This window comes from Rhodococcus sp. Leaf225 (genome assembly GCF_001426145.1).
Classification (GTDB): Bacteria; Actinomycetota; Actinomycetes; order Mycobacteriales; family Mycobacteriaceae; genus Rhodococcoides.
In genome coordinates this window covers 181,870-194,597 of sequence record NZ_LMRN01000019.1, presented here as the reverse complement: position 1 = coordinate 194,597, position 12,728 = coordinate 181,870, and the positions used below count along the sequence as shown (strand labels likewise).

General features: G+C 69.0%; 12 protein-coding genes. 4 read left to right on the top strand and 8 right to left on the bottom strand.

What is annotated here, in order from left to right:
• Nucleotides 1–10 precede the first annotated feature (10 nt).
• From ASG69_RS13400 to ASG69_RS13390, 3 genes are all read right to left on the bottom strand, one after another.
• Nucleotides 11–1,519 carry a CoA-acylating methylmalonate-semialdehyde dehydrogenase gene (locus ASG69_RS13400; protein ID WP_056448473.1) on the bottom strand — a complete coding sequence of 503 codons (1,509 nt, stop codon included), beginning with the start codon at nt 1,517–1,519 and terminating at the stop codon, nt 11–13.
• Between the two features lie 64 nt (nt 1,520–1,583).
• Entirely contained in the window at nt 1,584–2,345 is a 762-nt protein-coding gene (locus ASG69_RS13395; RefSeq protein WP_037187418.1) for an SWIM zinc finger family protein, read from the bottom strand.
• On the bottom strand, nt 2,345–5,203 hold the full coding sequence (locus ASG69_RS13390; RefSeq protein ID WP_056448470.1) for a DEAD/DEAH box helicase: 2,859 nt from the start codon (nt 5,201–5,203) through the stop codon (nt 2,345–2,347). The genes ASG69_RS13395 and ASG69_RS13390 overlap by 1 nt, the downstream gene beginning before the upstream one ends.
• Nucleotides 5,204–5,336: 133 nt before the next feature.
• Between ASG69_RS13390 and ASG69_RS13385 the strand changes: the two genes are divergently transcribed.
• Together ASG69_RS13385 and ASG69_RS13380 are read left to right on the top strand one after the other, a co-directional pair.
• Nucleotides 5,337–6,002 carry an HNH endonuclease family protein gene (locus tag ASG69_RS13385; protein ID WP_056448586.1) on the top strand — a complete coding sequence of 222 codons (666 nt, stop codon included), beginning with the start codon at nt 5,337–5,339 and terminating at the stop codon, nt 6,000–6,002.
• Nucleotides 6,003–6,048: 46 nt separating this feature from the next.
• Nucleotides 6,049–6,867 carry a shikimate 5-dehydrogenase gene (locus ASG69_RS13380; RefSeq protein WP_027507246.1) on the top strand — a complete coding sequence of 273 codons (819 nt, stop codon included), beginning with the start codon at nt 6,049–6,051 and terminating at the stop codon, nt 6,865–6,867.
• A gap of 18 nt (nt 6,868–6,885) precedes the next feature.
• Here the strand turns inward: ASG69_RS13380 and ASG69_RS13375 are convergent, their stop codons facing one another.
• From ASG69_RS13375 to ASG69_RS13360, 4 genes are read right to left on the bottom strand one after another with little or no spacing between them, the layout of a single operon-like run.
• The gene (locus ASG69_RS13375; RefSeq protein WP_027507247.1) at nt 6,886–7,689 is read right to left on the bottom strand and encodes an SDR family NAD(P)-dependent oxidoreductase; all 804 of its coding nucleotides are present in this window, start codon (nt 7,687–7,689) and stop codon (nt 6,886–6,888) included.
• Between the two features lie 31 nt (nt 7,690–7,720).
• Entirely contained in the window at nt 7,721–8,500 is a 780-nt protein-coding gene (gene nagB / locus ASG69_RS13370) for a glucosamine-6-phosphate deaminase (protein WP_056448467.1), read from the bottom strand.
• On the bottom strand, nt 8,481–9,662 hold the full coding sequence (locus tag ASG69_RS13365; RefSeq protein WP_056448464.1) for an N-acetylglucosamine-6-phosphate deacetylase: 1,182 nt from the start codon (nt 9,660–9,662) through the stop codon (nt 8,481–8,483). The genes nagB and ASG69_RS13365 overlap by 20 nt, the downstream gene beginning before the upstream one ends.
• Complete coding sequence (locus ASG69_RS13360; RefSeq protein WP_373425274.1) at nt 9,659–10,900, bottom strand: PTS transporter subunit EIIC; 1,242 nt, start codon at nt 10,898–10,900, stop codon at nt 9,659–9,661. The genes ASG69_RS13365 and ASG69_RS13360 overlap by 4 nt, the downstream gene beginning before the upstream one ends.
• 272 nt (nt 10,901–11,172) lie before the next feature.
• Here ASG69_RS13360 and ASG69_RS13355 point away from each other — a divergent pair, with 272 nt between their 5' ends.
• Together ASG69_RS13355 and ASG69_RS13350 are read left to right on the top strand one after the other, a co-directional pair.
• Nucleotides 11,173–11,403 carry a glucose PTS transporter subunit EIIB gene (locus tag ASG69_RS13355; protein ID WP_027507251.1) on the top strand — a complete coding sequence of 77 codons (231 nt, stop codon included), beginning with the start codon at nt 11,173–11,175 and terminating at the stop codon, nt 11,401–11,403.
• Entirely contained in the window at nt 11,400–11,858 is a 459-nt protein-coding gene (locus ASG69_RS13350) for a PTS sugar transporter subunit IIA (protein ID WP_056448462.1), read from the top strand. Before ASG69_RS13355 ends, ASG69_RS13350 begins: the two co-directional genes overlap by 4 nt.
• Before the next feature lie 10 nt (nt 11,859–11,868).
• On the opposite strand, the gene ASG69_RS13345 is transcribed toward ASG69_RS13350, so the two are convergent.
• On the bottom strand, nt 11,869–12,714 hold the full coding sequence (locus tag ASG69_RS13345) for an SDR family NAD(P)-dependent oxidoreductase (RefSeq protein ID WP_056448459.1): 846 nt from the start codon (nt 12,712–12,714) through the stop codon (nt 11,869–11,871).
• Between the last annotated feature and the right edge of the window lie 14 nt (nt 12,715–12,728).

Here is a 12,728-nt window from a genome sequence, read left to right as displayed (position 1 = left end):
TCCGCCACCGTCAGTCCATCGTCGGGATGACGAAGTGGTTCTGCGCCACAGCTTCCTTGCGGCCGCTGGGCCACCGCTGGGTGACCGTCTTGGTCTTGGTGTAGAACCGCACCGAATCCGGGCCGTGCTGATTGAGGTCGCCGAATCCGGACCGCTTCCAGCCACCGAAGGTGTGGTACGCGATCGGCACCGGAATGGGAACGTTGACGCCGACCATGCCGACATTGACCCGCGCGGTGAAGTCGCGCGCCGTGTCACCGTCGCGCGTGAAGATCGCGACACCGTTGCCGTACTCGTGAGCCGACGGCAGGCGCAGGGCCTCCTCGTAGTCGGCCGCACGCACGATCTGCAGCACCGGTCCGAAGATCTCCTCCTTGTAGATGCGCATGGCCGTCGTCACCTTGTCGAACAGCGTTGCGCCGGTGAAGAACCCGTTCTCGTGGCCGGCGAGGGAGAAGCCTCGGCCGTCGACCACCAGGTCCGCTCCCTCGTCGACACCGATCTGCACGTAGTCCGTGACGCGCTGGACGGCCTCGGCCGTGATGAGCGGTCCGAAATCGCTGCCCGCGTCGTCGCTGCGTCCGACGCTGAGCTTCTCGACGCGCTCGACCAGCTTGGCGCGCAGGGCCTCCGCGGTCTCCTCGCCGACGGGCACGGCCACGGAGATGGCCATGCAGCGCTCACCCGCACTGCCGTAGCCGGCACCGATCAGCGCATCGGCCACCTCGTCGAGATCGGCGTCGGGCATGACGATGGCGTGGTTCTTCGCTCCGCCGAAGCACTGGGCGCGCTTGCCGTGCGCCGCCGCCGTCTCGTAGATGTACTGGGCGATGGGCGTGGAGCCGACGAAGCCCACCGCGCTGACGCGGGGGTCGGTCAGGATCGCGTCGACTGCTTCCTTGTCACCGTTGACGACGTTGAAGATTCCGGGAGGGCCACCGGCCTCGAGGAAGAGTTCGGCCAACCGCAGCGGCACGGAGGGGTCCCGCTCGGACGGCTTGAGGATGAACGCGTTGCCGCAGGCGATGGCGGGCGCGGCCTTCCACAGCGGAATCATCGCGGGGAAGTTGAACGGGGTGATGCCGGAGACGACACCGAGAGGCTGACGCATCGAGTACACGTCGATACCCGTTCCGGCACTCGCCGTGAACTCACCCTTGAGCAGATGCGGGATGCCGGTGGCGAACTCGACGACCTCGAGTCCGCGCTGGATGTCGCCCTTGGCGTCGGCCACGGTCTTGCCGTGCTCGGACGAGAGCAACTGGGCGAGCGGCTCCATGTTCTCGTTGATCAGGGCCAGGAAGCGCATCAGGACGCGGGCACGCTTCTGCGGGTTCTGCAGCGCCCACTCGACCTGCGCCTCCTCGGCGTTCGCCACGGCCGCCTCGACCTCCGCCGTACTGGCGAGCGGAACGCGGGCCTGCACCTCGCCGGTGTTCGGGTCGAAGACGTCGGCGAAACGGCCCGACTCCCCCGCCACGTGCTGTCCACCGATGTAGTGCGTCAGTTCTCGGGTCACGGATCCACCTTCGTCGTCGTTGAGTGAGGTGATCCTATAGTCGGACGTCCATGTATGTCCAGGATCACGCCCCGCCCATCCGCCGATAGAGCGCATCGAGCTCTGCCATCGCGGACCGCACCCCGCGCTCGTCGACGTCCGCAGTCCGCAACGCGATGCGCAGCAACGACGCCTCGAGATCGTCCGACGCCGGCGAGAACAGCGGGTCCGGCAGCGCGGGCAGCGTCGTCGCGTCACCGAAGTGATCGTCCGGATCGACCGTCGCCTCCGCGTCCTCGACGAACCCGACCAGGGCATCGAGGTCGACTCCGCGCAGCGCCAGCAGGCGGGTCGGGTCCTCGTCGATCCGCTCCGCGGCGAGATACGTCAGCGCCGCGGCGTGCTTGCAGGGCCACCCGCTGTCGGGGCAGGTGCAGTCGAAATCGAGCTGCGACGCACTCGACAGCAGCAGCCGCGGCCCCAGCGCCCGCGGAACCGAGCCGGAGGCGAGCTCGGTCAGCATGCCGGGCGACTCCTGTACGTCGGACATCAGCGCGTCCATGTCGAACGGATCCAGGACAGCGATGCTCACGGACGCCGAGAACGGCTCCACCTGACTGCCCTGGACGTCGCCGTCGATCCGCCCCGGCCGGAGTTCGAGGGAGATCACCTGCCCGCCGCGGGCGTACGTCCGTCCGCGCGAGAGCCGCCCGGCGTCGGCGATCGACTCGATGGTCTCCACGAACTGCTTGCCCCACCACGTGCGACCGAAGGCGCCCCGAGAGGTCTTCGCCGCGATGCCGTCCGGGATCCGCCGCCGGGGGCCGAACTGGTCGAACTGCGCCATCAGTCGCCCACCGCGTCCTCGGAGAGCGTGAGCAGATCGCGCAACTCCCCCGTCGACAACTCGGTGATCCAACTCTCGCCGGAGCCCACCGCGAGATCGGCCAGATCCTTCTTCGTGGTGAGCATGGTGTCGATGCGCTCCTCCACGGTGCCGACGCACAACAACTTGCGCACCTGGACGTCCTTGCGCTGGCCGATGCGGAACGCGCGATCCGTCGCCTGGTTCTCCACCGCCGGATTCCACCACCGGTCCAGGTGCACCACGTGATTGGCGGCCGTCAGGTTGAGGCCGGTGCCACCCGCCTTGAGCGAGAGCACCATGATCGGAGGACCGCTGGCGGACTGGAACTCCTCGACCATCGCGTCCCGTCGGCCCTTGCTCACACCACCGTGCAGGAACGGGACGGGAACGCCGAACCGGCGTTCGAGGTACGGCGCCACCATCGAGCCGAACGCCGTGAACTGGGTGAACAACAACGCCTTCTCGCCGTCGCCGAGGACCGAGTCGAGGATGTCGTCCACGAGTGCGAGTTTGCCGGAGCGGTGCTTGCCACGACGTAACACCGTCGACCCGTCGTCGAGGAAGTGCGCAGGGTGGTTGCACACCTGCTTGAGCCGGGTCAGTGCGCCGAGCACCGCACCCTTGCGCGCCATGCCCTCGCTCTCGGCGATCTGTCGCATCATCTCGTCGACGACGGCCTGGTACAGGCTCGCCTGCTCGGCGGTGAGGTTCGAGCGCACGGTCATCTCGAACTTGTCGGGCAGATCCGCGATGACCGTCTTGTCGGTCTTCACCCGTCGCAGAACGAACGGTGACGTGAGGGAGCGCAACCTGGCCACGGCGGTCTCCTCCTTCTCGCGTTCGATCGGGATCGCGAAGCGTGCCCGGAACGTGGCGGGGGTGCCCAGGATGCCGGGGTTGCAGAAGTCGAAGATCGACCGGAGCTCGTCCAACCGGTTCTCCACGGGCGTGCCCGTCAGCGCGATCCGGTGCGCCGCGGGAATCGCCCGCGCCGCGCGGGCCTGCGCCGTGCTGCTGTTCTTGACGTGCTGGGCCTCGTCGAGCACCACCCGTCGCCAGGTCTGCGCCGACAGTTCGCCCACGTCGCGGGCCAACAATGCGTACGTCGTGACCACCAGATCGTGCGAGCGCACCGCAGCCGTCAGGTCGTCCCCCGTCGCGCGATCCGGCCCGTGGTGCACCAGCACGCGCAGGGTCGGCACGAACTTCGCCGCCTCGCGCTGCCAGTTGCCCACCACCGACATGGGCGCGACGAGCAACGTCGGTGTCACCGATCGCTCGTGCGCCAGGAGAACCAGCAGCTGCAGCGTCTTTCCCAACCCCATGTCGTCGGCCAGTACCGCCCCGAGGCCGGCCGAACTCATGAAGGCGAGCCACTCCACACCGCGCTGCTGATACGGCCGCAGCGTCGCGTGCACCGAGTCGGGCACCTCCACCGGTTCCGGCCGGCGGTCCGGGTCGAGCAACTTCTGCGCCCAGCCGGTGGCCTCGATCCGCTCGACGGGAACCGGCGGCGGTTTCTCGGCGGACAACTGCCCCAGCACGTCGGCGAGCGGCAGGGCGCGGTCCCGGTTCTGCTTCTTCACGTACTCGATCGCGCGGCTCAGGGCGGTTCCGTCGGCCTGCACCCAGGTGCCGCGCAGTCGCACCAGGTCGCCCTTCGTCGACGCGAGCCGGGTCATCTCCTCCGGCGTCAGTTCCATGTCGCCGATGGCCAGTTGCCAGTCGTACGAGACGATCTCGTCCAACCCCACCGCCCGGTTCTCCGCGGTGGGCGACGGCGGCGAGTCGACCTTCAGCCGCAACGACGCGTCGAGGCGACTCCACGCCCGCGGAAGCAGCACCCCGACCGCCACGGCACGCAGCTTCTCGACCCCGTGCAGTACGAAGTCGGTCACCGCCGCCGTGGGCAACAGCATGTCGAGCGAGCCGGTGTCCGTCGCCATCGAGCGCAGCGGCTCGTACGCGGCCATCGCCTCGCCGAGCTTCGCCACCGCGACCCGGAACAGTTCCGCGTCGCGCACACCCGGCGCTCCGCCGACGTGTGCACCGGGCGCGCCGCCGCCGCGGTGCACCACCACCGGCGTCGGCGCCTCACCGTCCGGACGCAGCAACACCTCGAGCGGCCACAACGGCTCCCCGGTCTCCTCGTCGTCGTCCGGTTCGGTGAGCCGCAGGACCAGCTCGGGCTCGTCGCCGCGCAAGCTCGCCCGCCACTGCTCCAGTGCCGCCTCGGAGCGAGCCGATCCCTCCTCGTACGGCTCCTCCTCGACGAGGGACCACAGGAGCGGATGCTCGACTCCGGGGCGTCCGATGACGCGGCGCACGATCGGATCCGTCACCTCGGCGAGCAGGTCGTCGAGGACGGCGCGCGCACCGCCCTCCGCACTCTGCACCGGCGGCATCGCGGCCGCCAGTTCCGCGCGCCACGCGCGCTGTGGCTCCCCTCCGACCAGTCGCCACCGCACCCACCACTGCGACTCGAACCGCACCTGCACCGGGACCACCCGCGCAGCACGGACCCACCGCTCCACCCCGGCCACCACGAGGGCGAGATAGCGCAGATCACCGGAGATCGCGGGGTGGCGGGGCGGAACGCGCAACAGCAGTTCCGCTGCGTCCGCCGGCGCCAGCGCGATCGACGGCATCGACACCGCCACGTGTCCGCGCGGCGTCGGCAGGGTGACGTCGGCACGGTGCCGCATCCGTCGGGACATCACCTTGGCCAGGTGAGGCGGGAGCTCCGGCGTGTCGGCCGAGTGACGGTCGCCGCTCGGGGCGTCGTCGTCCTCCCACAACATCAGGCCTCGACCGGGGGTCCAGAGGCCGTGGAGCATGGTGCCATCCAATCACTGCGAGGCCTGTGCAGAACGTCCCGCGTCCTGTCGGACCCACCCGGCATACTCGCTCCTCGTGACCTTCTCCTCGACCCGGCCGACGCGGCGTCTCGCGTCCGCGCTCGTCGCCGCGATGGTCCTGGCCGTCCTCACCGGCTGCTCGACGCTGCTGGGCGCGCCCACTCCCGCACCGGGCAGTCCCCCCGCGACGACGATCGAGTCACTGCTCGCGCAGGTCGCCGTCGTGGACTCCCGGCCCGACGTGCCGGGGTACGAGCGCAGTTGCAAGGCCGGGGACGGATGCGTGTTCGGTCCCGCCTGGACCGACGACTACGACGGTCCGGGCGGACACGACGGCTGCGGCACCCGCGACAACGTGCTGCAGCTCGCGCTCACAGACGTGCAGTTCCGGCCGGGAACCAACGACTGCGTCGTCGTGGCGGGATCGTTGAACGATCCGTTCACGGGATCGGTGCTGCCGTTCAGCAAGCAGAGCGCAGGCGACGTGCAGATCGACCACACCTACCCGCTGGCGGCGGCGTGGGACATGGGCGCATGGCAGTGGCCGCTCGATCAGCGTATCCGTTTCGCCAACGACATCACGTACAACCTCATGGCCGTCTCGGGTGCGGAGAACCAGTCGAAGAGCGACAAGACCCCCTCGGACTGGATGCCTCCCAACGGCGCGTACCACTGCTACTACGCGGGGCGGTTCCTCACGGTGGCCGTCCGGTACGGGCTTCCCGTCACGGTGGCCGACCGGGACGTGCTGACCACGGTGTCGAACTCCTGCCCCTGACTCCGTCCGAACCCGAGCCGTCGCCGGAACCGTTACGCTGCCCGTCATGTCGCGTGTGTTCACCAAAGACACCCAGCTCTGCATGTCGTTGTCGGGGCGGCCCAGCAACATCGGGACCCGGTTCCACAACTACCTCTACGACGAGCTGGATCTGAACTTCGTCTACAAGGCGTTCACCACCACCGACCTCCCCGCGGCCGTCGCCGGAATCCGTGCGCTCGGAATCCGCGGCTGCGGAGTGTCCATGCCGTTCAAGGAGGCCTGCATCGAGCACGTCGACGTCATGCACGACTCGGCGTCCGCGATCGACTCGGTGAACACCATCGTCAACGAGGACGGCGTGCTGCACGCCTACAACACGGACTACCAGGCCGTCGCGGACCTCGTCCGGGAGGCCGGTCTCGACCCGTCGTGGTCGGTCGCGGTCACGGGCAGTGGCGGCATGGCCAAGGCCGTCGTCGCCGCGCTGCGGGACACGGGCTTCACCACGGGAACTGTCGTGGCGCGCAACGAGAGAACCGGACCGGCTCTCGCCGAGAAGTACGGCTACGGCTGGTCGGCCACCGCCGACGACGTCTCGGCCGACGTCCTCGTCAACGTGACACCCGTCGGGATGGCCGGCGGTCCGGACTCCGACGCGCTGCCGTTCGCCACCGAGCAGATCGCCGCCGCTCGCGCCGTCGTCGACGTGGTCGCGGTGCCGTCAGAGACACCGCTGATCGTCGCGGCGCGCGCCGCCGGAAAGCCCGTGATCACCGGTGCGCAGGTGGTGGCACTGCAGGCCGCGGAGCAATTCGCGCTGTACACCGGCGTGCGCCTGCGCACCGAGCAGATCCAGCGGGCCTCCGAGTTCAGTCGGCGCTGAGGTCGTTCGACCAGCCGACTACTCACGGAACATTCTGGCGGTGACCTCGAGGGCGGCGCGACGTGGGAGCAACCGCACACCGGCCGACTGCAGCTTGTTGTTCACTCCGGACACCACCGAGGCCGGGGGCCGCTTGGCCGCGAGCGCCGCGAACGTCGTGTCCATGACCTGTTCCGACGTCTGCATCTTCCCGAACGCGGCGTCCTTGCTGCCGAGCACCTCGAAGAACTCGGTCTCGGTGGGACCCGGCGAGACCGCCATGACGGTGACGCCGGTCCCGCGAGTCTCGACGGCCAACGCCTCGGTGAAGCTGAGCACGAACGCCTTGCTCGCCGCGTAGACGGCCATTCCCGGGAGCGGTTGGTACGCCGCCGTGCTCGCGAGCGTGACCAGTACACCCGCGCCGTGCTCGATCATGCCCGGCAGGAACGCACGCGAGAGATCGACGACAGCAGCGATGTTCACGGCGATCTCGTTGCCGAGCGTCACCGGATCCTCCTCGACGAACGGCTGGTGCGTCCCGAATCCCGCATTGTTGATCAGCGAGTGCACCGTGATGCCGCGGTGACCGAGAGTCGCCTTCAGCGCCGATCCCGCACCGGGCACGGCGAGGTCCGCGGCGATCGGGGTGGCGGTGACACCGTGCCGGGAGGAGATCTCCGCAGCCAGCTCCTCGAGGCGATCGAGTCGCCGCGCGACGAGCACGACGTCGCACCCGAGGGACGCGAAGCGTCGTGCGAAATCGGCACCCAGGCCCGAGCTCGCGCCGGTGACGAGGACGGTGGATCCGGTGAGACGCGTACGCAGCGTCGACATGGTCATCCGCTCACTGTAGGGACCGGACGTCCGACGATCAGAAGTGCTGCCATGTGGGTTTCTCCGACAACGCGTACCGGTAGTAGTCACTCGACCCCAGCGCCGACGCCGCGCCCTCGTCGACGACCACGGTCACGTGCGGATGCATCTGGATCACCGACGCCGGACAGGACGCGGCCAGCGGCCCCTCCACCGACGCGGCGAGAGCCTCCGCCTTCCCCTCGCCGAGTGCGACGAGGACCAGATGGCGGGCCTCGAGAATCGTGCCCAGACCCTGGGTCACCACGTGATGCGGTACCTCGTCGGCGGAGTGGAAGAAGCGTGCGTTGTCCTCCCGCGTGCGGCGCGTGAGGGTCTTGACCCGCGTGCGGGAGACGAGCGACGACCCCGGTTCGTTGAAGCCGATGTGGCCGTCGGACCCGATGCCCAACAGTTGCACGTCCACACCGCCCGACGCGGCGATCGCGGCGTCGTAGCGAGCGCACTCGGCCGCGACGTCCGCCGCCTCGCCGTTCGGACCGTCGATGGCATCCGGGTCGATGTCGATCTCCGCAGCGAACTCCGTGGCGATCACCGAACGGTACGACTGCGGATGGGCGGCCGGCAGACCCACGTACTCGTCGAGGAGGAACGCCCGGCAGGACGCGAACGACAACGCCTCCTCGCGATGCCGCCGACCGAGCTCCCGGTACGTCCCCAACGGGGTGGACCCCGTCGCCACGCCCAGCACCGCGGCACCCTGCCGAACCCTGCGTTCGACGATGTCCGCCACGGTGCGGTGCACCGCCGCTGCGTCGTCACGGATGACGATCTCCATCCGGCACACCCACTTCCACTCGTCCGCGCCTCACGACGCTCGTCACGGTCAGATCGGCATCGGTGATCACGATGTCCGCGCGCATCCCGGCCGCCAGGCGCCCCACCGTGTCCTGCAGGCCGAGGAACCGAGCCGGTGTGGTCGCCCCCATGCGCACCGCCGACACCAGGTCGACTCCCGACTCGGCCACCGCCCGTCGCACGATGTCGAGGACTGTCGACGTTCCGCCCGCGATGGCTCCCGGCTCGTCGCCGTCCTGCGTCAGGCGCGCCACCCCGTCCGCGACCGTCACGTCGAGCGAGCCCAATCGGTAAGGGCCGTCGCTCATCCCGGCCGCGGCCATGGCGTCGGAGACGAACACGATGCCGTCGGGTCCGACGAGGTCGACCACCATGGCGACCGTCCAGGAATCGAGATGCACTCCGTCACCGATGAGTTCGAGCACCATCTCGCCGCGTCCCGCCGCCGCGAGACACGCGGCCACCGGTCCGGGCGACCGATGGTGCAGCGGCGGCATCCCGTTGAACAGATGGGTGGCGCTCACCGGCCCGGTCAGCCGCGCCAGCGCTGCCGTGACCGTGGCCGCATCGGCGTCGGTGTGGCCCACGCTCGGACGGATGTCGTTCTCGGCCATCACCCGAGCGAGGGCGTCCAGGTTCGCGGTCTCCGGTGCCAGCGTCATCGACCGCACGGCTCCCCCGCCGGCCGTCACCACGGCCTCGAGGAGACGCGGATCACCCGGAACGATCGCCGCCGGATCCTGTGCACCGCAACGGCTACGGGCGAGGAACGGCCCCTCGAGATGAACGCCCGCGATGTCGCCGCGGCGCCACAGCTCCGCCAGCAGTGTCGTCCTGTCGACGAGCACCTCGCGCGGGGCGGACACGAGGGAGGCGAGCATGCTCGTCGTCCCGCTGCGCACGTGATGCGCGACAGCGGCATCGACGGCGTCGGCCGTGGCATCGGGAAAGCCTGCTCCCCCGCCGCCGTGGCAGTGCACGTCCACCATGCCCGGCAGAATCGTCGAGGACGACGGCGGGACGGCGATGTCCGTCCGCCCGCGGGCCGGGCCCACCCGGACGATCCGATCGTCCTCGAACTCCACCACCCCGTCCTCGAGCACGCCGTCCACCAGGACGACGCGCCCGCGGAGGAGGGTCACGCCGAGCCGCCGCCGGCCGGCTTGTCCGTCGGCGCGGTCGTGGCGTCCGTCGATGCGGTGGTGGCCGCCGGTGCGCCGGTGGTCACCGCCGCGTCGTCGAGGGTCACGTCGTCCTCACGTCCGGGCGTGCGCAGGTTCCACTTCTTGATGACGAAGCTGAACAGCACGTAGTAGATGACGGCGTAGACCAGGCCGATCGGGATGAGAAGCCATGCCTTGGTGGCGATGCCGTAGTTCAGCAGGTAGTCGATACCGCCCGCGGAGAAGAAGAAGCCGTCGTGGATGCCCAGTGCGTTGGTCAACGCCATCGAGGTACCGGTCAGCACCGCGTGCACGATGTAGAGCGGCCAGGCGACGAACATGAACGAGTACTCGAGCGGCTCGGTGATACCGGTGACGAAGGCCGTGAGACCGGTCGAGAGCATGATGCCGCCGACGAGCTTCTTCTGCGACGGCTTCGCGTTGCGGTAGATCGCGAAGGCGGCGGCGGGCAGCGCGAACATCATGATCGGGAAGAAGCCGGTCATGAACACTCCGGCGCTCGGGTCCCCGGCGAAGAAGCGGTTGAGGTCGCCTCGGACGATCTGGCCGCTCGCGTCCGTGTAGTCACCGACGAGGAACCACACGACGGAGTTGAGGATGTGGTGCAGGCCGGTCGGGATGAGCATGCGATTGGCGAAACCGTAGATACCGCTGCCCACGACGGAGTGATCGGCGACGGTGGTGCCCACCCAGTTCAGGGCGCTGTAGAACAGCGGGTACACGAAGGACATCAGGACGCCGACCACGAGACCGGTGATCGCCGTCAGGATCGGGACGAGGCGTCGGCCGCTGAAGAAGCCCAGGTAGTCGGGCAGCTTCTGACGGTAGAAGCGTTGCCAGAGAACGGCGGAGAGCAGACCGATGATGATGCCGGCCAGCACGCCGTAGTCGATGACGGCAGGGTCGCCGTTCGCGTCGACCTCGCCGTCGAGCACCACCGGCGACATGGCCGTGAAGACGCCGTCGACCACCATGTAACCGACCACCGCGGCCAACGCGGTGGAGCCGTCCGACTTCTTCGCCCAGCCGATCGCGATGCCGACTGCGAAGATGAGGGGAAGCCACGTGAAGACCGACTGCCCCGCGGCCGAGATCACCGATGCGGTGGTCTCGAGCGGGGTGAAGCGTCCGAGCAGATCGGGCTGGCCGATGCGGAGCAGGATGCCTGCGGCGGGGAGCACGGCGATGGGCAGCATGAGACTGCGCCCGAATCGCTGCAACCCGGCGAGTGCGCGGGAGTCCTTCTTCTCGGTGGGCGTCTGTGGTGCGGTGTTCCCGGTGGCAGTCGTGCCGGCCATGGCGACCTTCTTCTCGTGTGTGTTGTGGACCGGTTCCATCACGGGTACTGTCCGGTCATAACCAGTTGTAGTTTGACCAGGTGGCAGCCTGATGTCAAACAGAAAATGTGAGCACGCCCACCTGCATCGCATCGCGCCGGGGGCGGGTCACCGAGCGGAAGGAGCACCGCATGTCCAAGGCGGACGCCATCGTCGCCGGGCTCGGAGGAGCCGGGAACATCGTCGAGATCGAAGCCTGCATCACGCGGCTCCGCACCGAGGTGCGAGACGGAGCACTCGTGAACGAGGCCGCTCTCAAGGCCGCCGGAGCACACGGGGTCTTCCACAAGGGGACGGCCGTGCAGGTCATCGTCGGGCCCGAGGCGGACACCCTCGCCGAGGACATCGACGACATCCTGTGACCGACACCGCCGTGGGCAGCCCGCTCGCGGGCACCGTCATCGCACTGGCCGACGTCCCCGACCCGGTGTTCTCCTCGCAGATGGTCGGCGCCGGCGTGGCTGTCAGACCCGCTTCGACGACCGGAATGGTGGACGTCCACTCGCCCGTGTCCGGTCGCATCCTCAAGCTGCACCCTCATGCCTTCGTGGTTCTGACGGAGGACAGGAAGGGAGTGCTGGTGCACGTCGGTATCGACACCGTGACGATGAAGGGCGAGGGTTTCGAACTCGTCGCAGCAGAGAAGGACTCTGTGTCGGCTGGAGACGTCGTCGTGCGCTACGACCCGGCCGCTGTCGCCGCCGCCGGATTCGACGACGTGTGCCCCGTCGTCGTGATGGACTCCGCCGCGGACTCCTTCGCGACGCCGTCGGTCGGGTCGTCCGTCACTGCCGGCGAGCCGCTCTTCGTCCTCTGACGGGCCGGGGTCAGGCCAGCCCGACCAGCTTCTCCGACTCTCTCCACAGCCCGTCGACCACGGCGGGATCGTCGACCTGCCCGTTCGTGCGACCGCGAGCCTTGTGGCGGCTGTAGTAGATGCCGGCGACCTCGGCGTCCGGCCTGTCGACGGCCACCGACACCAACGGCTCGGCGCCCGACTCGGCACTGATCGAGGCCACGTACTTCAGCGGAGTCCGGTAAATCACCCGGAACAGGACGTTGGCGTTGCCGAAGTTGCTGCGCACCGCTCCGGGATGGACGGCCACCGACGTGATGCCGCGGTCGGACCACCGCTCCGTGGCGCCGCGGGTGAAGCCGATGTTCATCAGCTTGCTGGTGCAGTAGGCGCGGAACTCGGCCGGCGAGGAACGGTCGTAGGCGATGTCCTGCAGATCGATTCGTCCACCGAGGTTGCCCACGGACGACGTGTTCACGATGCGACTGCCCGCCGAACCGCCGAGTCGGTCGAGCAGCAGGTGGGTGAGCAGAAACGGCGACAGGTGATTGATCTGGACGTTCGGCTCGTGCCCGTCGGCGGTGCGCTTCGACGGATCGAACGTTCCACCCGCGTTGTTCAACAGGACGTCGATGTGATCGACGGAATCCCGCAGCTCGTCCGCGACCCGTCGCACGTCGTCGAACGAGGCGAAGTCGGCCACGAACGCGCGACCACCGATCTCCGAGGCCGCGGCGGCGGTCTTCTCCGGTGAGCGGCCCACGACGAGCACCTCCGCACCGCGTTCCGCCAGGGTGCGCGCGGCGATGCGCCCGATACCGTCGCTCGCTCCCGTCACGACGATGGTGCGACCGGTGAGCGAACGGGGAGTGGGCACGGAGGAGCCTTTCG

Coding starts and splice junctions, on each gene's coding strand:
- ASG69_RS13375 (WP_027507247.1), bottom strand. CDS start 7,689: ATGACCATGTCGACGCTGCGTACGCGTCTCACCGGATCCACCGTCCTC.
- ASG69_RS13355 (WP_027507251.1), top strand. CDS start 11,173: ATGTCCAAGGCGGACGCCATCGTCGCCGGGCTCGGAGGAGCCGGGAAC.
- ASG69_RS13395 (WP_037187418.1), bottom strand. CDS start 2,345: ATGGCGCAGTTCGACCAGTTCGGCCCCCGGCGGCGGATCCCGGACGGC.
- ASG69_RS13390 (WP_056448470.1), bottom strand. CDS start 5,203: ATGCTCCACGGCCTCTGGACCCCCGGTCGAGGCCTGATGTTGTGGGAG.
- ASG69_RS13385 (WP_056448586.1), top strand. CDS start 5,337: ATGGTCCTGGCCGTCCTCACCGGCTGCTCGACGCTGCTGGGCGCGCCC.
- ASG69_RS13360 (WP_373425274.1), bottom strand. CDS start 10,900: ATGCTGCCCATCGCCGTGCTCCCCGCCGCAGGCATCCTGCTCCGCATC.
- ASG69_RS13380 (WP_027507246.1), top strand. CDS start 6,049: ATGTCGCGTGTGTTCACCAAAGACACCCAGCTCTGCATGTCGTTGTCG.
- nagB (WP_056448467.1), bottom strand. CDS start 8,500: ATGGAGATCGTCATCCGTGACGACGCAGCGGCGGTGCACCGCACCGTG.